This window comes from Marinococcus sp. LNSP9103-4 (assembly GCF_056034345.1).
The window spans coordinates 1-23,781 of the sequence record NZ_JBQLIA010000028.1 but is presented as its reverse complement, the minus strand read 5'-3'; the positions used below and the strand labels follow the sequence as shown (position 1 = coordinate 23,781).

The 23,781-nt window shown below is 45.9% G+C and carries 25 protein-coding genes and 1 pseudogene; 7 read left to right on the top strand and 19 right to left on the bottom strand.

Annotated elements, in window-relative coordinates; translation table 11 throughout:
* Positions 1–3: 3 nt before the first annotated feature.
* On the bottom strand, positions 4–615 hold the full coding sequence (gene ntdP / locus ACTRXG_RS14860) for a nucleoside tri-diphosphate phosphatase (protein WP_474263574.1): 612 nt from the start codon (positions 613–615) through the stop codon (positions 4–6).
* 88 nt (positions 616–703) lie between these two features.
* On the opposite strand from ntdP, the gene ACTRXG_RS14855 reads away from it, so the two are divergent.
* Positions 704–1,672, top strand: a complete 969-nt coding sequence (locus ACTRXG_RS14855) for an NADPH:quinone reductase (protein WP_474285698.1) — start codon at positions 704–706, stop codon at positions 1,670–1,672.
* A 30-nt stretch (positions 1,673–1,702) separates the two neighbouring features.
* On the opposite strand, the gene ACTRXG_RS14850 is transcribed toward ACTRXG_RS14855, so the two are convergent.
* From ACTRXG_RS14850 to ACTRXG_RS14840, 3 genes are read right to left on the bottom strand one after another with little or no spacing between them, the layout of a single operon-like run.
* Positions 1,703–2,458, bottom strand: coding sequence for an SDR family NAD(P)-dependent oxidoreductase (locus ACTRXG_RS14850; protein ID WP_474285696.1), 756 nt, complete (start codon positions 2,456–2,458; stop codon positions 1,703–1,705).
* The gene (gene mutY / locus ACTRXG_RS14845; RefSeq protein WP_474263568.1) at positions 2,455–3,543 is read right to left on the bottom strand and encodes an A/G-specific adenine glycosylase; all 1,089 of its coding nucleotides are present in this window, start codon (positions 3,541–3,543) and stop codon (positions 2,455–2,457) included. Before mutY ends, ACTRXG_RS14850 begins: the two co-directional genes overlap by 4 nt.
* Before the next feature lie 6 nt (positions 3,544–3,549).
* Positions 3,550–3,891: an MFS transporter gene (locus ACTRXG_RS14840; RefSeq protein WP_474285694.1), complete on the bottom strand. Its 342-nt coding sequence runs from the start codon at positions 3,889–3,891 to the stop codon at positions 3,550–3,552.
* Between the two features lie 122 nt (positions 3,892–4,013).
* Between ACTRXG_RS14840 and ACTRXG_RS14835 the strand changes: the two genes are divergently transcribed.
* The gene (locus tag ACTRXG_RS14835; RefSeq protein ID WP_474285693.1) at positions 4,014–5,009 is read left to right on the top strand and encodes a metal-dependent hydrolase; all 996 of its coding nucleotides are present in this window, start codon (positions 4,014–4,016) and stop codon (positions 5,007–5,009) included.
* A 40-nt stretch (positions 5,010–5,049) separates the two neighbouring features.
* Here the strand turns inward: ACTRXG_RS14835 and ACTRXG_RS14830 are convergent, their stop codons facing one another.
* Genes ACTRXG_RS14830 through recX form a run of 3 tightly spaced genes read right to left on the bottom strand, consistent with a single transcriptional unit; the run spans position 5,050 to position 6,444 of the window.
* Positions 5,050–5,295: a YfhJ family protein gene (locus ACTRXG_RS14830; RefSeq protein ID WP_474285691.1), complete on the bottom strand. Its 246-nt coding sequence runs from the start codon at positions 5,293–5,295 to the stop codon at positions 5,050–5,052.
* 20 nt (positions 5,296–5,315) lie between these two features.
* The gene (locus tag ACTRXG_RS14825; protein WP_322526181.1) at positions 5,316–5,624 is read right to left on the bottom strand and encodes a YfhH family protein; all 309 of its coding nucleotides are present in this window, start codon (positions 5,622–5,624) and stop codon (positions 5,316–5,318) included.
* A complete protein-coding gene (recX, locus tag ACTRXG_RS14820) occupies positions 5,590–6,444 on the bottom strand; it encodes a recombination regulator RecX (protein ID WP_474285689.1) in 855 nt (284 codons plus the stop codon). Before recX ends, ACTRXG_RS14825 begins: the two co-directional genes overlap by 35 nt.
* Before the next feature lie 120 nt (positions 6,445–6,564).
* Between recX and ACTRXG_RS14815 the strand changes: the two genes are divergently transcribed.
* The 4 genes from ACTRXG_RS14815 (at position 6,565) to ACTRXG_RS14800 (ending at position 10,140) form a co-directional block, all read left to right on the top strand.
* Positions 6,565–7,461, top strand: coding sequence for a TIGR01777 family oxidoreductase (locus tag ACTRXG_RS14815; RefSeq protein WP_474285688.1), 897 nt, complete (start codon positions 6,565–6,567; stop codon positions 7,459–7,461).
* Positions 7,462–7,761: 300 nt separating this feature from the next.
* Complete coding sequence (gene ectA / locus ACTRXG_RS14810; RefSeq protein WP_322525965.1) at positions 7,762–8,280, top strand: diaminobutyrate acetyltransferase; 519 nt, start codon at positions 7,762–7,764, stop codon at positions 8,278–8,280.
* Between the two features lie 88 nt (positions 8,281–8,368).
* Positions 8,369–9,652, top strand: coding sequence for a diaminobutyrate--2-oxoglutarate transaminase (gene ectB / locus ACTRXG_RS14805; RefSeq protein WP_474285686.1), 1,284 nt, complete (start codon positions 8,369–8,371; stop codon positions 9,650–9,652).
* A 98-nt stretch (positions 9,653–9,750) separates the two neighbouring features.
* Positions 9,751–10,140: an ectoine synthase gene (locus tag ACTRXG_RS14800; RefSeq protein ID WP_022795050.1), complete on the top strand. Its 390-nt coding sequence runs from the start codon at positions 9,751–9,753 to the stop codon at positions 10,138–10,140.
* Between the two features lie 45 nt (positions 10,141–10,185).
* On the opposite strand, the gene ACTRXG_RS14795 is transcribed toward ACTRXG_RS14800, so the two are convergent.
* The 6 genes from ACTRXG_RS14795 to ACTRXG_RS14770 all read right to left on the bottom strand — a co-directional run bounded on the left by ACTRXG_RS14795 (position 10,186) and on the right by ACTRXG_RS14770 (position 16,390).
* Positions 10,186–10,425: a hypothetical protein gene (locus tag ACTRXG_RS14795; RefSeq protein ID WP_462864850.1), complete on the bottom strand. Its 240-nt coding sequence runs from the start codon at positions 10,423–10,425 to the stop codon at positions 10,186–10,188.
* Positions 10,426–10,449: 24 nt separating this feature from the next.
* Positions 10,450–11,403, bottom strand: coding sequence for a magnesium/cobalt transporter CorA (gene corA, locus ACTRXG_RS14790; protein WP_474285685.1), 954 nt, complete (start codon positions 11,401–11,403; stop codon positions 10,450–10,452).
* Positions 11,404–11,497: 94 nt separating this feature from the next.
* Complete coding sequence (ald, locus tag ACTRXG_RS14785; RefSeq protein WP_474285683.1) at positions 11,498–12,619, bottom strand: alanine dehydrogenase; 1,122 nt, start codon at positions 12,617–12,619, stop codon at positions 11,498–11,500.
* A 103-nt stretch (positions 12,620–12,722) separates the two neighbouring features.
* Positions 12,723–13,964 (bottom strand): PucR family transcriptional regulator, encoded by a 1,242-nt coding sequence (locus ACTRXG_RS14780; protein WP_474285682.1) that lies wholly within the window; start codon positions 13,962–13,964, stop codon positions 12,723–12,725.
* A 130-nt stretch (positions 13,965–14,094) separates the two neighbouring features.
* Positions 14,095–15,504, bottom strand: a complete 1,410-nt coding sequence (gene rlmD / locus ACTRXG_RS14775; RefSeq protein ID WP_474285680.1) for a 23S rRNA (uracil(1939)-C(5))-methyltransferase RlmD — start codon at positions 15,502–15,504, stop codon at positions 14,095–14,097.
* A complete protein-coding gene (locus ACTRXG_RS14770; protein WP_474278671.1) occupies positions 15,491–16,390 on the bottom strand; it encodes a DNA-3-methyladenine glycosylase family protein in 900 nt (299 codons plus the stop codon). The genes rlmD and ACTRXG_RS14770 overlap by 14 nt, the downstream gene beginning before the upstream one ends.
* 265 nt (positions 16,391–16,655) lie before the next feature.
* Here ACTRXG_RS14770 and ACTRXG_RS14765 point away from each other — a divergent pair.
* Positions 16,656–18,187 (top strand): annotated as a pseudogene (locus ACTRXG_RS14765) (AbgT family transporter).
* 39 nt (positions 18,188–18,226) lie between these two features.
* Here the strand turns inward: ACTRXG_RS14765 and ACTRXG_RS14760 are convergent.
* The 6 genes from ACTRXG_RS14760 to ACTRXG_RS14735 form a co-directional block, all read right to left on the bottom strand.
* Positions 18,227–18,832, bottom strand: coding sequence for a histidine phosphatase family protein (locus ACTRXG_RS14760; protein WP_474263543.1), 606 nt, complete (start codon positions 18,830–18,832; stop codon positions 18,227–18,229).
* Entirely contained in the window at positions 18,832–19,023 is a 192-nt protein-coding gene (locus ACTRXG_RS14755; RefSeq protein ID WP_322525975.1) for an SE1561 family protein, read from the bottom strand. The genes ACTRXG_RS14760 and ACTRXG_RS14755 overlap by 1 nt, the downstream gene beginning before the upstream one ends.
* A complete protein-coding gene (locus ACTRXG_RS14750; protein ID WP_474278677.1) occupies positions 19,020–20,393 on the bottom strand; it encodes an MATE family efflux transporter in 1,374 nt (457 codons plus the stop codon). The genes ACTRXG_RS14755 and ACTRXG_RS14750 overlap by 4 nt, the downstream gene beginning before the upstream one ends.
* Before the next feature lie 39 nt (positions 20,394–20,432).
* Entirely contained in the window at positions 20,433–20,819 is a 387-nt protein-coding gene (locus ACTRXG_RS14745) for an OsmC family protein (protein WP_474285678.1), read from the bottom strand.
* Between the two features lie 206 nt (positions 20,820–21,025).
* The gene (locus ACTRXG_RS14740) at positions 21,026–22,507 is read right to left on the bottom strand and encodes a tripartite tricarboxylate transporter permease (RefSeq protein ID WP_474285677.1); all 1,482 of its coding nucleotides are present in this window, start codon (positions 22,505–22,507) and stop codon (positions 21,026–21,028) included.
* 78 nt (positions 22,508–22,585) lie between these two features.
* A complete protein-coding gene (locus ACTRXG_RS14735) occupies positions 22,586–23,593 on the bottom strand; it encodes a tripartite tricarboxylate transporter substrate binding protein (protein WP_474285676.1) in 1,008 nt (335 codons plus the stop codon).
* Between the last annotated feature and the right edge of the window lie 188 nt (positions 23,594–23,781).

Here is a 23,781-nt window from a genome sequence, read left to right as displayed (position 1 = left end):
CTCTTATCGAAAAAACAAAAAACGCTCATACCACTGTTCGATAAATTGAGAGTTAAATGGGCCTTTTCTCTGGCAGATCCAATTCTGCAGTTCCCGAATACTCGTCTCCATCTTTTCATCTATCTGCGCAGGGTAATTCATTTCTTTTTTATGCTGGGCATACTCGTCCTCGTCCAGTAAATTGTAGGTCATGTCCGGAAAAACTTTAATATCCAGATCATAATCGATATATTTAAGAGCTTCACTATCATAGACAAACGGGGTGCCAAGATTACAATAATAATGCACTCCGTCCGACCGGATCATGCCGATAACGTTGAACCATTTTTCGGCATGAAAATAACAAATAGCAGGCTCTCTCGTTCTCCAGACTCTCCCGTCCGATTCGTGAACCAGAATACGATCGTTCCCGCCAATAACTTCTCTGCTTGTGCCTTTCAGTATTAATGTCTCTTCCCATACACGGTGGAGCGATCCGTTATGCTTATAACTCTGCACCTGGATAGGCTTACCTGTTTCCGGGAAGCTTGCGGCGATTTCGTTACGCTCGGCCAATGTGTCCCGCCTCCCTTCTTCTGCAATTTTTGCTGCCTTCTTTTTTCTATCACTTTCCATTATACATTTCTTCTGTCGATCTGAAAAACTGTTAGGATAAAAGGGCAGGCAAAAAACTATTATGTGCAAACGAAAGGAGACGATTTTTTTGAAAGCAGTCGTTTACCATGAACAGGGAACGCCGGATGTACTCACCATGGAAGAAGTGGATAAACCCGATATTCAGCCGGATGAAGTTCTCATACAGGTGAAAGCGGTAGGCCTCAATCCCGTTGATACGTATTTTCGCTCCGGCAAACGCCCCGTTTCCTCTTTCCCGGCTATTCCTCATTTTGATGCTGCCGGAATCGTCGAAAAAGTCGGCAGCAGTGCAGGAAATTTCCAGCCGGGGGACAGGGTATGGGGCACAAACATTCCAGGTGCCGCCGCCGAGTGGGCAGCCGCCCCGGCTTCAAACATTTTTCCCCTTCCAAAAGCCATGAGCTATACCGAAGGAGCTTCTCTTGGAATTCCCGCCCTTACTGCTCATATGGCCTTATTTTTCCGGGCGGCGCTTCAGCCTGAAGAGACCGTGCTTATTTACGGCGGGGCCGGGGCGGTCGGTCATGCCGCTATTCAGCTGGCCAAGCATCATAATGCCTTTGTCATCACTACAGCAAGCAGCACTGAAAAACAAGAAGCCGCACGCCGCGCCGGTGCTGATGTCGTTTTGAACCTAAATGATGAAAGCTGGAAGGAGGATTTTGCTTCAGGTACAGGACAGCCCGGCGCTGATGTTATTCTTGATATGTCTTTCAGCGAAAATGCTGATACAGATTTGCAGATTCTCTCTCCCGGAGGACGAATCGTTGCGGTCGGCTCCCCGGTGAATACTATGCCGTCTTTTCCGTGGCAGCTTTTAAACAAAAAATATGCTTCCATCCTCGGCATTCTGCTTTTCACAGCTCCTGTTCCAGCGCTGCAGGAAGCAGCTTCCGGAGTACAACGGGCTTATGAAAAAGGAGTCTTTTCCCCGCACGTAGCCCGTACCTACTCTATGAATGAAGCTGCCCAGGCTCACAAAGATTTGGAAAACAAGCGTTACTCCGGCAACCTCGTGCTTACTGTTTCTGAATAAACATAAAACCGGAGGCTGCGGCCTCCGGTTTTATATATTCATCCGGGACTGGCCGCCGTCAGCAGTAAGCGTTGTGCCAACAAGCCATCGTGCCTCCTTCGAAGCGAGAAACAACGCTGCGTCTGCCACTTCCTCCACATTACCGAATCTTCCGGCGGGGATATTCTGTTCCACAAACCGCTCCATCGCTTCTGGATTTTCCTCTATCCGCTTTTGCCAATTACCGGTAGGATGCAGAATGGACCCCGGAGCAATTGAATTAACCCGCACCCCGTCCTGTATCCACTCGTTACCTGCTGCTTTTGTGAAGCTGATCAGCGCCGCTTTGGCGTTGTTATACGTAGCTTTTCCGCCAGCTTCCTTTCCAAAGATCGATGTGATATTAATAACTGCTCCGCCGCGTTCCTTCATCTGCTCATATGCCATTTTACTAAAGTGTACAGCCTGGAAGTAATTTGTTTCCATCGCCTGTGTAAACTCTTCCATAGAAGTATCCGCAATTTTTCCACCGCTGCTTCCGCCGGCATTGTTTACAAGTACGTCAATACCGCCAAACGCTTCGATAAACCGTTGAAAGGTTTTTTGCCTCTCTTTATCTACAGTGACATCGCAGACGTAGGTCTCAATGTCTCCGATCTCTTCTTTGGCAGCTTTTAGATATTCTTCAGAACGAGCCAGGATACCAACGTCGGCTCCCTGGCTGTAAAATGCCCGGGCAATGCCTTTTCCTATTCCTTTGGAACCGCCTGTAATCAATACTTTTTTCCCCTCAAAAGCTTTGCTCATTTTAACTCCATCCTTTCAACCAGCGTATTATATATTTTTTGGTGGGCCACGGGTAACGCGTAGTTCGATACGTCCTTCAGCGAAACCCACTTCCAATCCTCCGGCAGAGCACTTTTTTCCGCCTGCCCCTCATATACGTGCACATTCCAGATCAAATGTGAAAATGTTTGTTCCACACGCTGTACAGGACGCTCAATTTCGGGGGTTATGAATGCATCTGCCTCAAGGTAAGCACCTATTTCTTTGGCACGCTCCGCTTCATTTTCCACTGCTGTGTTCGGAAATTCCCACAGTCTTGCCAGAAGACCTTTATCCGGACGCTGATGAATTAATAATTCCCCTTCATCGTTCCAAATAATCGCTGCTGCCATTTCCTGCTTTCTCGGGGCCTTTTTCTTTTCTTTTACCGGCAGTTCTTCCTGCACCCCTGCTGCTCTTGCTTTACAGTGTTCCTGCACTGGGCACAGCAGACATCCCGGCGAGGTGGGCGTACAAATAAGAGCACCAAGCTCCATCACTGCCTGATTAAAATCTGATGGCGAGGTAAGCGGCAGAATTTCGCCAAGCACTGCTTCAAAAGTACTTTTTGTGGACTGCTTGCCGATGTCTTCATACAAACACAGCAGCCTCGAAAACACGCGCATTACGTTCCCATCCACTGCCGGCTCCGGTTTATCAAAAGCAATACTGAGTACTGCTCCTGCTGTATAGGGACCGACGCCCTTTAACGACCGAAACTCTTTTTTTCCACTCGGAACCTCTCCACCGTATTCTTCAGCTACTTCCTTGACCGCCTGGTGCAGGTTCCTCGCCCGCGAATAATAACCGAGGCCTTCCCACTTCTTCATCACCTGATCTTCTTCAGCTTCTGCCAGAGCTTCAATAGTGGGAAAAGCTTCTAAAAAACGGTAGTAATATGGAATAACTGTATCGACTTTTGTCTGTTGAAGCATAATTTCTGAAATCCATATGTGATAAGGATCTGCGCTCCTTCGCCAGGGCAGGTCTCTTTTTTGATGCCGGTACCAGTCGACTAGATCCTGCTGAAACTGTTCCGGCGAAAAATTCTCCAATAGTGGATGCATAGCAATTCACTCTTTCTCTTTATGTTGGTTATCGTAAGGTCCTTTTTTCTCAAAACACCAGCAGTGGACTTTTTTTATTCCTCCGGGGACGAATTTATCAAGGCGGCCATATATTTCTTCATCTGTATCTGTTCGTTTTGTTTTCAGAGCTTGGTACTGTTCGGATGTATTAACTGCAAACATTTCTACAAATAATGCTCCCTGATCTACAGACTCAAACCATTCATAATTATTCACGTGCTCGTTGAGCATAGCTGAAGAAATTTCTTTCATCGCTTTTAAAAATTCAGTTCTTTTATCTTCTAAAATCCGGTATTCCATAAAAACGACGTATTTCTGCGGATTCATACAATTCTCCTTTTTGAAATAAACTGTTTAGGGTATCATGAAACTACGCTGGTACGGTCTGTGCTTGTATGATGCCACAGGCTTTTTTTGTTTCAGCATGCCATAAATTAAAGGTGGTGCCAATGGATACAGCAACTCACACTGTGATGGGGATCGGCCTGGGCGGTCTTGCCACCATTGATCCTTCTATTTCATCTGAAGGCGGAGCAATGGGTACAATCCTGATCGCAACAATTATAGGGTCACAGGCCCCTGATTTTGATACCGTATTAAAGCTGAAAAATAACGCCGTCTATATCCGCTACCACCGCGGCCCGACACACTCCATACCCGCCGTTTTAATCTGGCCGGTGCTGTTGGCAGCTATTATATATATGTTTTCGGACGTTGCTTTTTCACATTTATGGCTCTGGTCCTTTATCGCTGTCGCTCTTCACGTTTTTGTGGATATTTTTAATGCTTACGGCACCCAGGCGCTGTCCCCGTTTACGAAACGATGGATAGCGCTCGGCGTGATTAATATTTTTGATTCGGTAATCTTTTTCTCCCACCTCTTTGTATTTATTCTGTGGTGGTTCGATGTACCGATAGCAGCCTCAATGATTGTCTTATATATCTTTTTGCTTTTTTACTATTTATGGCGGTTCCAGGCCCGAAACATTGTTTTGCAAAGAGCCCGCCGCCTGCACCCGGATGCCACACATCTGTTTATTTCGCCGACTTACAACTGGTACCGATGGCACCTAGTTATCCGTACGCCGCACAAGTTATTCGTTACCAATTACCGGAATGGACGCCTCCGCTACTTTGAAACGTACCCATTCGAGCCAATTCCCGACGACCCTGTTATCAATGCGGCCAGAGACGACCGGAACCTTGCTTCTTTTCTATCCTTCTCCCCTACGTACCGCTGGATCGTCCGAAGCACAGACGAGGGATATGAAGTGAAATTCATTGACCTGCGCTACCGCAGTAAAGGATACTATCCGTTTGTCGCGGTCGTTCAACTGAACGAGGAGCTGGAGATTATGACTTCCTATACCGGCTGGATTTTCAGTGATGACACCCTTTACAAAAAACTCGACAAAGGCCGGGATTTTTCCTATTATACTCAATAATAAAGAGTACGGAGCCGCTCTCCGTACTCTTTACTTATATCTAATTAATACCAAAAAACTTTTCGTTTGTCGCTTCATAGCGGTGCAGGTGCGGTCCATACTGCCGGACCCATTTCTCCACAATCTGCCCGGTTACTTCTTCACCTTTGTACGAACGGCCCGCCTTCGCCTGAGTGGATTCAAAGTCTTCCCATAAAAAGTCCACCCATTCCCGGGCTTTTTCATCTGTTAACTGATTGTTGACTGAAAGAAGAAGTTCCAATAAATAATTTTTCTGGTTTTCCATTCCGCTCGTGCCTCCATTCTTTATTTTTCGACCAACAGGGAGAACGGCAGTGCTTCGATCTGGCTTGAATTATTTCGGTAGCCCCAGGCGAACACGCCATTAATAAATTCTATTTCAAAAGTGGATCCTTCCTGAGCGATCCGGTAGGTTTTCCCCGGCTGATAGTCCGCTGGGTCAAGCATATACGTTTTCGCCATTGCGATTTTACGCTCATAAACCGCAAATTCATTTCCTCGTCCCATCTGTTCCGCTTTTTTGGATTTTTCGTTTAAGCTTGCTATTTCCTGTTCAAGCTCATACCTGCTCATCTGGCTGTATCTTTTTTCCATCCCCATGTTCGGACTCCTCTCTCTTTTCATCTAAAAACCGCTGAATATGCTCCATTGGGAATTGTTTCCGGTACAGGTATTCTTTAATTTTCTGTTCAAGCTGGCGGCCTTCAAGCCTGCCTTCCCATTTTCGGTAAATTTTTTCTCCCTGCACGAGCACCGAATTCCACTCATCTTCCTCTGAAGGAGCAAAATCCGCTTCTTTTACAGCGGCTGAAGCTGTTTCATGATCATATCCTTTTCGGAGCAGCATTTGCAACAAACGCTGTTTCACCGCACCGCCCGATTCGCCTTTTTTCTGACGCCCTTTTTTCTCCGCTGCGGTCACAGCCCGGTCGAGAGCCAGTTCATCAGTCAGCGTCTTCATCGCCTCGGAAACGTAAGTCTCCGCCACGCCCTTTTTCTCCAGGTCCATTCTAATGACCTTCGGCCCTTTATCGGTCGTATTAATTTTTGTGCGCACGAACGCTTTGGCAAATTCCCGGTCATTTAAGAATTTATATTCCTTCGCTTTGTCGACCGCCTTCGATGCAGAAGCCTCTGTGAACTCTTTTTCTATTAAATGATCATATACTTCTTTTTCTGTCCGCATCACACTCGATAAGTAATGCAGCACCCGGTTCCAGGCCTTACGTTCATGATCGTCCTCAATCAGAAGCTCAAGTTCTTTTTCCGTCAGTTCTTTTCCCTTTTTGAGATCCCACTGCACCAAAACGGCTTCATCCACACCGGTCGTGAATACTTCCCGGCCTGTCTGATCGGTAAAAATGCTGTATCGCTCGGGGTTATTTTTCTGCACTTCAATTTTTGTAATTTTCACAAAGGCCCTCTCCTTTTGCATAGTGGAAAATGATTATGACAATCTGCTTTTGGGTAAAGTTGAATAGCTTCAAAAGTGACGTTTTTACATCACCTTAAGTAGTGAAAGGAGAAATACACATTGAATATTGCTATTGCAGGAGGAAGCGGATATGTAGGCTCCGCCCTCACAGGCTACCTCGAACAGATGGGCCACCATATTTATATTTTAACAAGAAACAGTAAAAATAAAAAAAATAGCGAAAGCATCACCTTTGTTGAATGGATGAATCCCGGCAGCAAACCCGAATATGAATTGCCGCCGGTAGATGCTTTCATAAACCTCGCCGGCGCATCGCTTGCCCAGCGCTGGACGGAACAAAACAAAGAAGATATTTTAAACAGCCGTATCGATTCTACAAGAGAAGTTATCCGTATTTTTAAGGCGAGCAGCCATAAACCTGAAGTTCTCATCAGCGCTTCAGCCGTGGCTTATTACGGAATTTCCGATGAAGAAGAATTTACTGAGGAATCCCCTAAAGGAGAAACAAACTTTTTACAGGAAGTCGCTCTTCGCTGGGAAAACGAAGCTGCAAAAGCAGAAGAACTCGGCATACGTGTCGTACACGCAAGATTCGGCCTCGTGCTGCAGGAGTTTATCCCGCCACTCGTCTCTGTATACAAAATGTTTGGCGGCGGTACTTTTGGAAGCGGAATACAGTGGTTTTCCTGGATTCATTTAAGAGACGCTGTCGAAATGCTTCTTTTTGCAGCCACCACCAAAGAAATTAAAGGTGCACTGAACATTACCGCGCCTGAACCTGCGCAGATGGAAACTCTGGGACGCGAGATAGCTAAAGTAACCGGACGTCCGCACTGGCTTTCTGTGCCGTCATTTATTATCGAGAAGATGCTCGGCGAAATGAGTGTAATGATTCTTGGAGGCCAAAAGGTCATCCCCCAAAAATCCATGAATCATGGCTTCCACTTTCATTTCCCAAGCCTGCAGCCTGCGCTGATCAATATTTTAAAAGAGTAACTACACGCCGTCCGGGGCTTTTCGGACGGCTTTTCTTATCAAAGGCGGAGGAATTGTCCTTCTGCGCAAGTATTACTTATCGTTTTCGCTGTTCAGGTTACATAACACTCTATAAGTAGTAATAATACTCATAAATGCCCGATAGGCAAGTTTGAAAATTTTCATAATTAGCGTTAAGATTTGATTTATGAGTGTGGCAGATCTTATTACATTTTAAAACAACACAATATTACGTTTGTTTTTTCTATAAAGAGGTATAGTACAGGTAGCCCTCTATTACTTTTAAAAGGTGGTAAGAAAATGGAAACGAAAATGACTGGAACGAACGGTTCCGTCGATTCAATCGTTTTTGACAAACCAACCGTGGAAGACGGGGCAGACATGTGGGAACTTGTCAAAAACTCCACATTGGATTTAAATTCTTCATATAAATATATCATGATGTGTGAATTTTTTGCCGAAACATGTGTTGTCGCTAAAGAAAACGATGAATTAGTGGGCTTCGTAACGGCCTTTATTCCACCTGAAAAACAGGATACCGTATTCGTCTGGCAGGTGGGCGTGGATACTTCCCAACGGGGAAAAGGTCTTGCTTCACGTTTGCTGGATGCTCTTCTGGAACGGGATGTATGTGAAGAAGTGCTGTATTTAGAAGCTACTATCACCCCTTCCAATGAAGCTTCGCAGGCGCTGTTTAAAAAGCTTGCCAAGAAACGGGAGACTGAAGTGACAGTTTCTGAATGCTTTACGGAAGACCTTTTTCCGGATGATGAACATGAAGAAGAGTTGACATTTCGAGTAGGACCATTTACAAAATAAGTAGTGAACATGACATGCAAAGCGCATGTCATGTGTTATGTAAAAACTGAATTTTTCGATAACATTCCCAAGGAGGATACTTACTTTTATGATGAAAAATGATCTTAGCGTTTTTAACGAATACGAATCGGAAGTGCGCAGCTATGTCAGAGGATTTCCTACTGTGTTCCACCAGGCAAAAGGGTACAAGCTCTGGGATTTGGATGGAAAAGAATATGTTGACTTCTTTTCCGGCGCAGGAGCACTGAACTATGGACACAATGATGACAATATGAAAGAAAAACTGCTTGCCTATATTCAGGAAGACGGCGTTACTCACTCCCTTGATATGGCGACTAAAGCAAAGGGCGAATTTATCGATGCTTTCCAGAATATTATTCTGAAGCCGCGTAACATGGATTATAAAATCATGTTCCCCGGGCCAACTGGCGCAAACAGTGTAGAAAGCGCACTGAAGCTCGCCCGTAAAGTGACTGGGCGCACAAATGTTGTCAGCTTTACCAACGGCTTCCACGGTATGACTATTGGCGCTTTGAGCGTTACAGGCAACAAATTCAAACGTGGCGGGGCCGGCATGCCTTTATCCAATACGTCAATCCTGCCGTATGATAAATTCTTAAAAGAAAGCGATAATTCCGTTGAATATATCGAGAACTTCCTTGATAACGGAGGCAGCGGCCTCGATAAGCCGGCAGCGTTTATCGTAGAGACCGTTCAGGGCGAAGGCGGCTTAAATGCTGCAAGCAGCGAATGGCTTCAGTCGATTGAAAAAATCTGCCGGGAGCGCGACATTAAGCTTATCCTTGACGATGTCCAGGCAGGCGTCGGTCGTACCGGTACCTTCTTCAGCTTTGAACCAGCCGGTATTAAGCCTGACTTTATATGCCTTTCCAAGTCGATTGGCGGCAACGGCTCACCGCTTGCCATCACTTTAGTCGCGCCGGAGTATGACAAATTCGCTCCCGGCGAGCACAACGGTACCTTCCGCGGAAACAACTTTGCTTTTGTAACAGGTACTGAAGCGTTGAATTACTGGAAGGATGACCGTTTGGAAAAGAACGTCCAGGAAAAATCCGAGCGTATTGCTTCGTTTCTGGATGACATGATCAAAAAGCACCCTGAAATGAAAGGTGTCCGCAAAGGACGCGGCTTCATGCAGGGAATTATGAGTCCTATCGAAGATCTGTCCGATAACATCGCCGGCAGGTGCTTTGAACACGGCCTGATCATGGAAACAGCCGGTGCAGACGATGAAGTATTTAAACTATTCCCGCCAATTACCATCGACGACAAAGGACTTGAACGCGGGCTGTCGATTCTTCAGAAGGCAATTGAGGAAGTTACCGCAGAAAGCAACCTTGTCGCCAACTAACCTGATTAATTGGATAAAAAGAAGCCGATCGATCGGCACCCCGACGGTCGGCCTTTTTATGATATAAAACCTTAACTGACAAGATGGAGGAATAGACAATGAAAGTAATTAAGCTCGAAGATTTGCTCGGTACTGAACGTGAAGTGGATGACGGTAACTGGGTCAGCCGCCGTTTCATTATGAAAGATGATAATATGGGCTACTCGGTAAATGATACAATTATCCGTGCCGGTACTGAAACTCACATCTGGTACCAAAACCATCTCGAAACCGTCTACTGCATTGAAGGAGATGGAGAAATTGAAACATTAAGCGACAATAAAGTATATCAGCTCGAGCCTGGTGTATTGTATGCGCTCGATAAAAACGACGAGCACATGCTTCGCGGAGGCAGTAAAGATATGCGCATGGTTTGTGTATTCAACCCACCGCTGAGCGGCCGTGAAGTTCATGATGAAAACGGCGTATATCCAGCAGATCTTGACTAATATCAAAAAATCCCCTGATGCTTTTGGCATCAGGGGATTTGCTTATTAATGCAGAAGATAATGACGAAACGTCAGCGTCTGGGCGTCAACACCCAGCTTTTCAATGAAAAGCTTCACATCGTGCAGAGAATCTGCAGGATATTGGAATTTACATATCTCCGGGGATTGTTCTTCAATATCTTTTGTCGCAAAACAAAAGGTTGATTGATCTTTATCGTAGTAAACGATCAAATCTTCTTCGTGCATTGGATGCTTAAACTGTGCTTTATATAACCGGTAGGACAATCCGAACGCCCCCTTTCTACTCTTCTATTTAAAAATCTTAAACCATCCATTTCGTTTAAACAAGCCCAGCAGCACTACTGCTATTAAGAGCATAACCCCAAGCGCTATGAAATATCCGTATCTATATTCAAGCTCCGGCATATACACGAAGTTCATACCATAAAGCCCTGCAATAAATGTCAGCGGAATAAAGATTGTTGATACAATCGTGAGCGTCATCATAATCGCATTCATTCTGTTTGATGCCATCGTCTGAAAGTTGTCTCTCATGTCTGAGGTCATTGCCCGGTTGGATTCGATCATTTCGGTGACCTTTAGAAGATGGTCATAAATATCCCGGTAATATTCCCGCTGCTGGGTAATCAAGTGCAGACGCTCCACAAATAACACCCGGTACACCAGGTCTCTCATAGGAACAATGGTTCGACGGAGCCTGAGCAGATCGGACCGTAAGTCAAATACTTCTTCTATCAGCTTACCATAGGTCAGCTCTGCGTTGCTTTCCTCGATCTCATTCAGCCGGTCTTCGATTTGATCCAGGACCGGAAAGTATTCATCCGTCATTTTATCAATAATGTGATAGCTGATATCACCCGGATTCAGCGCGGCTCTTTCAGCCTGCAGCTTTTTCCAGGAATGATTAACCGCCGAAGACGGAGCTTCATGATATGTAACGACAAAATTGGGTCCAAGAAACATACAGATTTCCTCAGCCCCAAGCGTTTCCTTATCAAGTGCATGAAGGACGAAAAAGCTGTAGCCATCATAGGAATCATGCTTTGGACGCTGACGCTCCATGTAGCAGTCCTCAATGGCCAGTGGATGAAAATGAAACACTGAGTCCAGCGTGTTTGTTTCCTCAGCGGTGGGAGTGGAATAATCAATCCAGTACCATTTCCATTCGTATTTTTTAAATTCATCCAATGTAATATTGTTTATTGTGTTTCCTTCTGCATCAATACCGGCACAGGAAATCATTGCCGCCCCTCCCTTCCTTTGAACAGCAGTTGCCCGCTGTAGTTATTTTCCCACAAGAAAACGGGGCACCCGCTCCGGCGCCCCGTTCCACATTTTACAACATCGGCAGTATTTCGTCTAATGATGCGTAAGGATAATTTAAATCCTCTGCCACTGCCTGATACGTTACTTTTCCCTGAGCTGTATTTAATCCTTTGCCAAGGGTCGGGTTATTGGTAAGAGCTTTGGCCACGCCCTGGTTTGCAATCTGAAGCGCATAGGGAATGGTTACGTTAGTTAAAGCAATTGTAGACGTTCTTGGAACCGCGCCCGGCATATTTGCCACAGCGTAGTGCACCACACCGTGTTTTTCATATGTCGGCTGATCGTGCGTCGTTACCTGGTCGGCAGTTTCAATAATGCCTCCCTGGTCGATCGCCACGTCGATCAGCACAGAGCCCCGCTCCATACTTTTCACCATTTCTTCTGTCACGAGCTTCGGTGCTTTGGCTCCGGGAATCAGGACCGCCCCGATCACCAGGTCCGACCGCTTTACTTCTTCCGCCAGGTTCAGGGGATTGCTGCTAAGCGTCTGAATCTGGCCGCCAAAGTCTTCATCAATCTGGCGGAGTCTCGCCGGGTTTAGATCGATAATTGTTACGTTGGCCCCGAGACCATGGGCGATGCGTGCAGCATTCGTGCCCACAACCCCTCCGCCGATTACCGTTACGTTGGCCTTTTTCACTCCGGGCACTCCCGAAAGCAGGACGCCCTTGCCCCCGTGTACGCTTTCCAGAAACTGAGCTCCAACCTGGGCTGCCATCCTTCCTGCTACTTCACTCATTGGTGTTAAGAGCGGAAGTGTATGGTTTTCCTCGACTGTCTCATAAGCTACTGCAGTGACTCCGTTTTCGGTTAATGCTTTCACCAGTTCAGGTTCAGCAGCAAGGTGCAGATAGGTAAACAAAATCAAGTTTTCCCGGAAAAATTGATATTCCGAAGCCAGAGGTTCTTTGACTTTCAGTATCATCTCTGCCTGCTTCCATACGTCTGCGGCCTCCGGAATAATTTTTGCCCCAGCTGATTCATATTCTTCATTCGAAAATCCGCTGCCTTCTCCGGCATGGTTTTCAACATATATATAATGGCCCGCTTGTGTTAAATGCACAACCCCCGCCGGCGTAATCGCTACTCGATTTTCATTGTTTTTAATCTCTTTGGGAACCCCTATAATCACGATGCATCGCCTCCTCTAATACCTTTTCTATTAGTATAGCGTGTTTCCGGGCTATAAGCATTGGCGGATTAAAATAATATTCCCATTATCCATTTGTGATTTTTCACAATAGGTTTGTGTGTTTTTCTTTCAGCAATTCCAATTCCAGCAGCAGCGTCCATTTTTCATGGGCACTGGAAAGAGTCACACCTGCAATTGCCTGCATCCTTTTTAAACGGTAGGTCAGCGTATTGGGATGCACATGAAGTATCTTAGCGGCAGCGTTAACGTTGCAGTCTTCGCTCAGATAGATGTAAAGCGTGCTCAAAAGCTCCGTTTCATTTTCTGCATCATAATCGGATAAACTTTTCAGGGAAGGATGTGTAAATGTTTCTTCCTCCCGCCTCTGTAAAAGAACTGGGAAAAAGCGGTAATAGCCTGCTTCATGCAGAAAGTAATAATGGAAGGGAAGCTGGCGAACCTGTTTTTTTAAATCAAGCATGGTCAATGCCTGCCTGTAACCGCCCGCCACTTCCATATACTGATGACAGATTTCAGACGCAGCAATAGCCGTTAAAGTATCATCGTAACGTTCGTACCATAACTCATGCATCTGACGTAAAAATGCTGAGATTGTTGCTTCTATATTTCTGCTTTCAAGTCCGTACAGCATGAGAATAGCCCGGTGCTGATCATATGTTTTGAGCATCACCTTCACCCGCTGCGAAATCGTCAGCAGATAGGTGAGCCGCTCCCAGGCATTGTGCTCAAGCTGCTCTGAAAACTCCATGATTACAATGGAATACTGCTGTGGCCGCCCCGGAAAAAAACGAAGCATTTGGCGCTCTATGGCCTGCTCATCCGTTTCATCCCCGGTCAACAGACGCCAAAAATATTCCTGATGGTCCTGCTGTGCCGGATTTCTTGGGTGAAACTGCCGCTGGAAACGCTCACCACACACAACAGCTGCCGAGTGAAGATCCTGCTTTGCCTCTTCTGAAAGAGGCGTTTCGCCCTCCACCACCCATATATAGCCTATTATTGTCTGCTTTTCCTTGACGGCTACGGCCATCCTGGTTCCGAGTCCTATTTCATCAATAGCGGAAATGGAGACCGGCTCACTCTGCTGATGAAGGCTTGGTATCACTCCTTCATTCCATAAACGGTGAATCACCTCTTCCGGCACGCGCCTCCCCATGATAGTCGCCGTACGTGCTCCGTCAGTGACCTGGGGGTGACCGCTGTAGGCGAGCAGACGGTGCGTCGAATCCTCAATGGTAACCGGGCCTCCAAGTGCTTCACTGATAAAGTCGGCAAATTCATTTAATGAATCGGCAGTATGCTGCCAAAGCTGCTTTTCAAACATAGTTATGCGCTCTCCTTCCAAGGTTTATAAAAAAAGGTAGAGCAGCAGATTTGCCAGGATGGTAAGAATAATGGAGACAATCAGGCTGATACCGAGCCAGTATAAACACATTGCAGTTCACCACGCATATTTATTTTTTGCCTTTTTTCTCCGGTTTGTATACAAAAGGAACTACAGCTTCCACCTGGGATGTCTGCGGGAACATATCCACCGGCTGGGCATATTCTGGATGGTACCCTGCTTTTTTCAGGTACGCGGCGTCCTTGGCCAGGGTGGATGGATTACAGGATACGTACACAAAACGTTTAGGCTTCACCTTTCCAATCGTGTCCAGCAGTGCCTCTCCGCAGCCTGTACGCGGCGGATCCGCCACTACTACATCAGGGCTCCAGTTTTCCCGCTGCCACTGAAGCATCATTTCTTCGGCTTTGCCATGGTAGAACCTGGCATGGGAAGCTCCTGCCTGTTTAGCATTTTTGTTAGCGTCCTGAATGCTTGCTTTAATCATATCCATGCCGCGTACTTCCTTAGCATCCGAGGACATCCAAAGGCCAATTGTGCCGCTGCCGCAGTAGGCATCGACCACTTTTTCACGGCCTGTGAGCTTTGCCGCTTGCTTCGCTTCGTCATAAAGCGTGGAAGCCTGCTCCGAGTTCAGCTGAAAAAATGCTTCCGGGGATAAATGAAAGGAAAAGTCCTGCATGTTGTACTTAATTGTATCTTTACCCCACAGCCGCTTGGTCGTCCCGCCAAAAACAGTCGGGCTGCTTTCATTCTGCACATGATGATGAATTGACTTTATTTCAGCAAACGAAGAACGCAGGAAATCCACCAGCTCTTCCTGCTCCTCCAGATCCACCGAAGACGTCACAAGCGTGACCTGAACCTCGCTTTTTTGTTCATTTGCCCGCACAACGATGGTTTTAACCCCTTTTTGTTTACTCGTGTGTACCGGCACCTCTTCATCCTTCATAAATACGGTAATTGCTTTTGTAATTTTATTTAGAATCGACTTTTCCACCATACAGCCGACATTGGTGAGGTCCACCAGCTGATTGGAATCACTCGAATACAGACCCGCTTCCACTCGCCCTTTCTTTCCCTCGCCTGTCTGCCACTGGCTTTTATTCCTATACCGCCATGGATTTTCCATCCCGATCGTTTCACGAATTTCCGGCACGACGGGAGCATAGCGTTCAAATGACTGCAGCACCAGATCCTGCTTCATCCACAGCTGTTCGTCGTATTCGGCATGCTGCAGCTGGCAGCCGCCACAGATTTTATACACCGGGCAGGGAGCTTTCTGCCGGCTCGGCGAAGCTTCGCGGATATACTTAATGCTTGCGATCGCGCGGTTCCGTTTTACTTCCTCGACCTGGCCGACAATCACTTCCCCCGGGAGCGCCCCCTCCACGAAAACAGCCTGGCGTTTAAAATATCCAATTCCTTCACCGTTAATACCTATTCGTTTAATGGTCAGTGGAAATTCCTGACCCTCCTGCAGCGGCTGGCGCTGTTCAAATTTTTCATTTTTCGGCACGTGTATCTTCTCCTTTATCTGGTATTTCCACATGAAGCCATAAATAAATACTTGCATAGCTGTTGTACGGGCTCCACCGGCTGGACCATTCTGTTATTTCCGCCTTAGATGGTTTCGCTTCAAGTCCCAGTAGCTTCTTTAATCCATTTTGAACGCCAATATCAGCAGCGGGCATCAGGTTTTCTCTTCCGAGTCCAAACAGTAAAAAGCATTCTGCCGTCCAGGGCCCTATTCCCCGGTGCTTCGTAAGCTCCCGTATAACCTCCTCATCAGGCTTTTTCTGAAGAGCACCAATATCAAGCGTACCTTGCGCAATGCTTTTTGAAATATCCACTACGTATTCCGCTTTCCGGCGGCTGAACTGCAGCTTTCGAAGTTCATCAGGATGAATAGCTGCCACAGTCGCAGGGGCAGGGTAAAACCATACACCATCTTTATAAGTGCCGTATGTCTGAACGAATCTTGTTGAAAGAGTATAGGCAAAGGCCATGTTCAACTGCTGATGAATAATTGTTTTTATAAGACAGCCGTATAAGTCAAAGTCACAGGTGAGCGGCGCACCGTAAAACCGATGAAACAGCGGCTCTAATTCCGTCTGCTGAAAATGCCCGGCTGCCTGAGCAAGTGGCTGATGAAAACGAAAAATACGTTCTATTTTATCCAGAGCTTCCTGTTCTCTCTTCTCCGGGGCCTCTACATATACATAAGTCTCCGGTTGATGTTCAACAAACGCAACAGTTACTGTATCAAGCTGCCTCTCACCCGGCAGAGGCAGCTTCACCTTTCTTTTATCGATATCTACATTATACAGCGGATCGAGTGCCATCCGTTTCAGCATCAGCTGAACATCGTATACGGATGGGATCTGCTTTATTATCTGCTGCACAGTAATTACGTCCTTTCATGAAGCTTTGTTATTTTATCACGTTTACCCCTATTCACGCGACCTGCTCTCCGGGACGCTTAAAATTCTGCCATATTTTCTATTTTTAGGATAAAAGTATTAATTTTCAATAAATTGTTAATTATTTTTTCAGTTCTATTTTCCTATTCTCGATGAAATGGCTTTCTTCCTTTGTTTTCGTTCATTACAATAATCTTTGTGTGCCTGTGATACTTTCGTCATTTCTAAACGAATTAGGAGGTAAATTATGAGCTCTTCTGCACAAAAATCAACCGTGCTGCAGCGGTCACTGAATTGGATTGAACGAGTTGGGAATAAGCTTCCCCATCCGGTTACTCTGTTCGCCATTCTCGCCGCGCTTGTATTGGTATTGTCTGCCGTTCTTTCTGCTGCCGGCCTGCAGGTAGAATCTCCGGGAGAAGAAGGAGAAACGGTTCAGGTAACCAATCTGCTTTCATCGAGCGGAATCGAATACATATTCACCAGTATGGTGGACAACTTTATTAACTTTGCCCCGCTCGGAGTGGTGCTTGCTACCATGATCGGTATCGGCATTGCGGAGCGCACCGGACTTATCAGCGTACTGCTTCGCGGTTTTATCCTGTCTATCCCAAAATCTTTAATTACCTTTGGTCTTGTTTTTGCCGGTATTATGTCAAGTGTCGCCTCCGACGCCGGCTACGTAGTTCTTCCGCCTCTAGGTGCTATTCTGTTTGCCGCACTCGGGAGGCACCCGCTCGCAGGCCTTGCTGCTGCCTTCGCCGGGGTTTCGGCAGGCTTCAGTGCCAACCTCCTGCTTTCCGGTACAGATGTCCTGCTCGGTGAGTTGACGATCCAGGCGGCGTCCACCATCGATCCGGCCTACGCCGAACAGATGAATTTGGCGATGAATTACTACTTCATTTTCGTCTCCACATTTTTCCTGGCTGTCATCGGTACACTTGTGAGTCAGTTCGTCGTCGAACCGCGGCTCGGAGAATACAAGGGCGACTACCGGGAGAGCCTCACTTCATTAACGGGAACGGAAAAGAAAGGAATCTTCTGGTCGATGGGTTCAGCGCTTCTGACCATTATTCTGCTTGCTCTGCTCATTGTTCCATCTAATGCTCCGCTTCGCGGTGAAGGAGGGGCCGTCGTTCAGTCACCGTTTATGGACTCCCTCGTTGTCGTCATTATTATAGCCTTTTTCATTCCCGGGCTTGTATACGGTATTGTGACAAAAAGTATTAGAAACGATACGGATGTCGCCAATCAGCTTTCTGATACGATGGCGAGCATGGGCATGTTCATTCTGCTCGCATTCACAGCCGGCCAGTTTGTTGCTTATTTTGAAGAAACCAATCTTGGAACATTTATGGCTGTGTACGGCGCGGATTTTTTACAGTCAATTAATCTTACCGGCATTCCTTTAATTTTAGTATTCGTATTAATTGTCGGTTTCATCAACCTGTTTATCGGAAGTGCCTCTGCCAAATGGCCATACTCGCGCCTGTATTCGTTCCGATTATGATGCAGCTTGGCTATTCGCCGGAACTGACGCAGATGGCATATCGTGTGGCAGATTCATCCACCAACATTATTACGCCGCTGATGACTTATTTTGCGATTATTATCGCGTTTGCCCAGCAGTATGACAAAAACATGCGCATCGGGTCCCTGATAGCAGTTATGCTTCCGTATTCCGTCGCATTCCTCCTGTTCTGGTCCCTGCTGCTTGTCGTATGGATGCTCACTGGCATTCCGCTCGGTCCAAACGGTCCGATTGAATACAACGGCTAAACGTTTAAAAGCAGGAGCTCCGGCTCCTGCTTTTTTATGCTACTCCAAATGTGTAATTCGGTTGATGTATTGAATAGAAGCACGTTCTTTTCGAAAGTGAATCCGGGATACTCCTGTATTGTCGATACGCATGGAACGCTGGAGCGATACCCAGTTGTCTTTGGCCAGTAAATACATAAAGAAGATCGTAATAAATCCTCCGTGCGAAACGACAGCAATCTGATCCTTGTCCTTCCATTCCTCGGTCAGCTTATAATACAGCCACGCACACCGCTCGGTCAGATCGTTTTTTGTTTCTGCCCCTTCCACTTCGGCAGTTAAAAGATCCCTTCCGATAAGATCCGGGAATTCGTTTTGAATCACGTCTCTCGCCTTTCCTTCAAGCACACCTAGATGTACTTCGCGAAGCCGCTCGTCGGTGGATACGCCCACCGGCTGAAATTGTGCCATTGCCTCCGCGGTCGCAGAAGCCCTCATTAAATCACTTGCAATTACAGCGTCAAACTGAATACTGCGAAAGTAACTGCCAAGCGCTTCTGCCTGCGTCTGTCCATGCGGGGTTAATGGATAATCCATCGACCCCTGCAGCACCTGGGCATAGTTTCCTTCTGATTCCCCGTGCCGGATAAAGTAAACATCAGGCATTATTCATCCTTCCAATCCGGCTGAAACTGACGGCATTTAACCCGCAGCTGCTCCACCATTTCTTCGAGTCTCTTCATTTCCGATTCGGAGCCTTCTTCAGGATCAATGTTATCCACCATTGTCGAAAGCAGATGCAGACGCTGTTTTATATACTGAAGCTGCTGATTCTTGTCGTGTACTGGGGTGCTCATGACGCTCCTCCTTTTTTCTTTTCTTCTTTGAATATATCAATACGGTTCCAGCCGCCAAAAATATAATAGCTGACCGCAATTACAGCGCTGATCACGAAGCTGAGGCCTATGCCGAGCGCAATTCCGTTTTCCCCTATTCTTTCGGAAAAGAACCAGGCAAGCGGAAAACGAAGCACCCAGAAAGAAATAATATTCAGGGCAAGTACCTGGATCATTGCCCCGGAACTGCGCACAATACCGTTCAGCACGAAATTTATCCCTAAAAACGGATAAAAGAAAGCAACAATCTGCAGATACGTTTTACCGTATTGAATGGTGGCTTCGTCATTTACAAACAGCCCCATCAAAAATTCAGCCAGTAAAAAGACAGCGGTGCTCATCGTGATTGAAACGATTAAAATTAAAATTAACGCATTTTTCGCAATTGAGCTGATACGGTCCCAGCGGTTCGCTCCGATATTCTGTCCGGCCATACTTGTAATAGCAGAACCGAGCGTAGTTGCCGGAAGCATAATCAGGCTGTCTAGCCGCTGGGCTGCCCCGTATCCCGAGAGAACCACAGAGCCAAATGACGTTACCACTGTCATAATCGCCAGCTGCCCGCCAGAAATAGCCATCATCGACAGTCCTGCCGGCAGACCCAGTTTCATAATACGCTGAAATTCTGCTTTTTCGGGGATGCTTGGCACTGCGAATGGAAGTCCCTTCACAAGAATCATATAGACGACCCCGAATACAAACGCGCTTCCCTGGGAAATAACCGTCGCAATTGCCGCTCCCTGAATGCCCATATCAAAGCCTGAAATAAACAGCGGATCGAGAAAGATATTCAGCCCGACAGCCATCATTATAAAGCGAAGCGGGGTTTTACTGTCGCCGACAGCTCGCAGAACAGTACCTATAAAATTATAGCCAAATAAAAAGACAATGCCGATAAAGTTAATGCGTAAGTATATGACTGCACTTTCCAGGATGTCCGGCGGTGTCCCCATCCACGTCAAAACGGTTGGAGCTGCAAAAAAACCTATCGTTCCGAGAATAATTGCAAGCGTCCCTAAAACGGATACAAAAGCATTCAGAGAACGCTTCAGACCCTCATCATCATCCGCTCCCACCCTCTGGGAAAGCACTGTTAATGTTGCACTGTTAATTCCTATAATAAAGGAAAGCACAGAAAATAAAATCGTCGCAGCCAGTGAAACCGCACCCAGGGCGCTCGCGCCGATTAAGTTACCGACCCACAGGCTGTCCACGATTTGATAAGAGCTTTGAAGCAGGTTTCCAATAAAAATCGGAAAGGCGAATATCACCATTTTCTTCATGATACTGCCTTCCGTGAAGTCTAGCTGGTTACGTCCGGCATTTGCCATACTTTTCTCTCCAATTCTTTTCCAAGACCTCTTGCACTGTTAGTCGGAAAGAAGTTCGAATGTTTCTGTAACCGCAATGCTGTCTTTTACTGACTGGACCATCGAACAGTTTTTCTTCGTCCATTCCACGTTTTTTTGCATCTGAGCTTCTGTTACGTTTTCTGCTTTTACGATAAAATGCAGATGAACAGCAGTTATTTTATTTGCCTGCTTTTCATCCCGTTCCACCTCTGCCTCAATTTGAATATCATGCACTGTCTGGTGTCTTTTATTCATTATTTTGCGCAGCACTCCGCCGCTGCAAACAGCAATCGAAGAAGTCATCAGCTGAAAAGGGCGGAAGCCATACTCTTCTTCCCCGGACACAGACAGCTCTCCGTAGTCTGTTCTTGTTTGAAATCCTCCGTCAGTCATCGAAAACTTCATTCTATTCACCTCTTCAATAGTATCCTTCGTGTTGTATCTTATCTAAATATAAGCCTATCTCCAAACAAAAGGTATTATATCAAAAACTGAGGGATTTTGTGCGGATATCTGTATGTACCAAAATAAGAGAGATTCTTGAATGAAAAAATAAAAACCAATAACTACAGTCCCGGGGGCATAAGTTATTGGTTCTATTTGGGGTTTAATTACATTGATCTTTTTCTCATACGAATCGCTACTATAAGCAGCACAAAGACCATAACCAGGAGAAATATAGCCAGTGGATTTGTTAATAAGTATTGCAGCAGGGAAATCTGCCGTGATTCCGCGATAGTCATCGAACGGATTAAATTAGTTTCAATAAGAGGCCCTAATACTAAACCTATAATTATTGGCGCTAATGGAACATCAATCTTTTTAAATACCGCTCCTATTACTCCAAGTACCAGCGCAATCAAAACATCAAAAAGGCTGTTACGAAAACTGTACGCTCCAAAAAGCGAGAAAACGAGCACAGTAGGAACAATAAATTTCATATTAACTTTTAAAATGTATGAAAAATATTTCACGCCGATGGAGCCAATGATCGCCATTGCCACAACGGTTAGCAGCATACCGTAAAGAAAAGTGTATGCTACGTCCGGGCGGGTGACAAATAAGTCCGGACCTAAAATAATTCCATGAATGATTAAAGCACCGGCAATAATGGCAGTAGTCGGGCTGCCTGGAACGCCCAGGGCCAACAGTGGAACCATTGCACTCCCGACAGTCGCGTTGTTCGCTGACTCTCCTGCAATAATCCCTTCCGGATTTCCGTTTTCAAATAGTTTGGGCTGTTTTGATACACGTTTTGCTTCCCCGTAGGCCATAAAAACAGCTAACGTTGTCCCAACTCCTGGGAGTAACCCGATTCCTGTACCGATAAGACTTGATTTAGTAACTAAAAACTTTTCTTTAAAAATGCTTTTAAACACCGTGAAACGCTTGATAGACTGGTCTTTATATTCTATAACTTCATTTGATTTTTTTCCGATATTATGAAACATTTCAGCTAAACAAAATAATCCCAATACGACAGGTACTACCGATATTCCTGAACGCAGGGAGGCACTATCCATTGTAAATCTTTCAGATCCTGTAGCCATATCTACACCAATGAGACCAATAAATAATCCAAACAGCGCTGCAAAAAAGGATTTATAAATGTTACTTCCAGTCAGAGCCCCGATAATAACTAGCCCGCTAAGGGACACAAAAAACATTTCCGCGGGACCGAATTTCAACGCAAAATTTGCCAGCGGCGGAGTAAATAGGATAAGCACAATAACCCCTACAAAACCACCAAACATGCTCGAGAAAACCGAATAATACAATGCTTCTTTTGCTCGTCCCTGCTTAGTCATAGGGTGTCCTTCCATTGCTGCTGGTGCAGCAACAACGTCTCCAGGCACATTTAACAAAATTGCTGTTATTGATCCTCCATACATTCCTCCCATGTAAATACCACCCAGCAGTAAAATGCCCAACTGCGGCTCCAGGGTGAATGTCAGCGGCAGGAGCAATGAAATACCGATAGCTCCATTCAATCCCGGGATGGCTCCAACGATAATGCCGATCAGCACCCCAATTAGTACAATGAGCAATACGCTAGGAGAAAGCACCTCTAAAAATACCTGTAATCCTTCCATTGTCTAAGTCCTCCTAAGGCAGGGCCGAAAAAAAGCTTCCAGCTTTGTTTCGGCCCCTCTCATTGTTCAACATATAATTTAAAAATCCTCTTCATTTTCGTCAATAATTGGCTGCAGTCTGTCATTCGATTCTTGAAGATTATTAGTAACTTCTTCATTATCCAAGTATCGGTATGGAAGACCCGCCTCTTCAAAACTTTCCTGGAATTCTTCATTTTCCCCTAAGCTATCAATTGCTTCAGTTAATTCATTTTGTACATCTTCCGGAAGACCTTCCGGAGCTACGAGCACACGGGAAACTCCTAATTCAAGGTCATAACCGTTTTCTTGATAAGTCGGGTACTCAGAAAACATATCCAGTCGCTCTTCTGCCGCATAACCGATCGGCGTTCCGCCTGCATCCACAATTTCATCTGCTGCCGTTATGGAAGAAGAAGCCACATCAACGTGTCCACCGAGCAGTGCGTTGACTAGCTCACCACCGCCCTCGTAATTTACCGGGGAGGTTTCGATTCCGGCTAAATCATCAAACGCGAGTATTTTTAACAAGCCAAGCGCACCAGATTCACCCACAGTGATTTCTCCAGGATTTTCTTCAGCATATTCTACCATCCCCTCAATATCATCGAATGGTGCGTCAGGGCCAACAAAGTAAGCGTGAGGCACATCATCAAATGCACCGAGATATTCGAAACTATCGAAAGAAAAATCTGTATCTACCGTATTTTCCAATACAAAATTATCTGGATAACCAAAAACACCGAGTGTATAGCCATCTGCCTCACTATTTGCCATTTCTGAGATCCCAACTTCGCCGCCAGCGCCTTCCCGGTTAACTACATTAATCTGTTGATCTATTTCTTCCCCTAAATGCTCTGCTATAATTCGGGCAACTGTATCTCCGCCGCCGCCAGCACTGTAAGGAACGATAATTTCAATATTTTGCGAAGGATAATCGGACTCTCCGCCCCCGTCGCCCCCTTCATTTCCAGAACCGCTGCCATTTTCTCCGCCACCGCCGCATCCTGCAATAAGTGCTGCCGGCGCTACCAAACTTGCACAAAACCAAAGTGATTTTTTCTTCATGTATTACACCCCTTTATTATTAGTAAATCCAACCTTTGTGCGAAAAGTACTTCCCACCCCTCCTTTTAAAAAATAAATTTAAACAATTGCTGGCTGAAATTCATTTAACCAATTTAAATCGTCAAATTAAGTTAGACACCATATCATTCTCCATATACCTCATGAATACTTCCAACGGGGTGCAATAG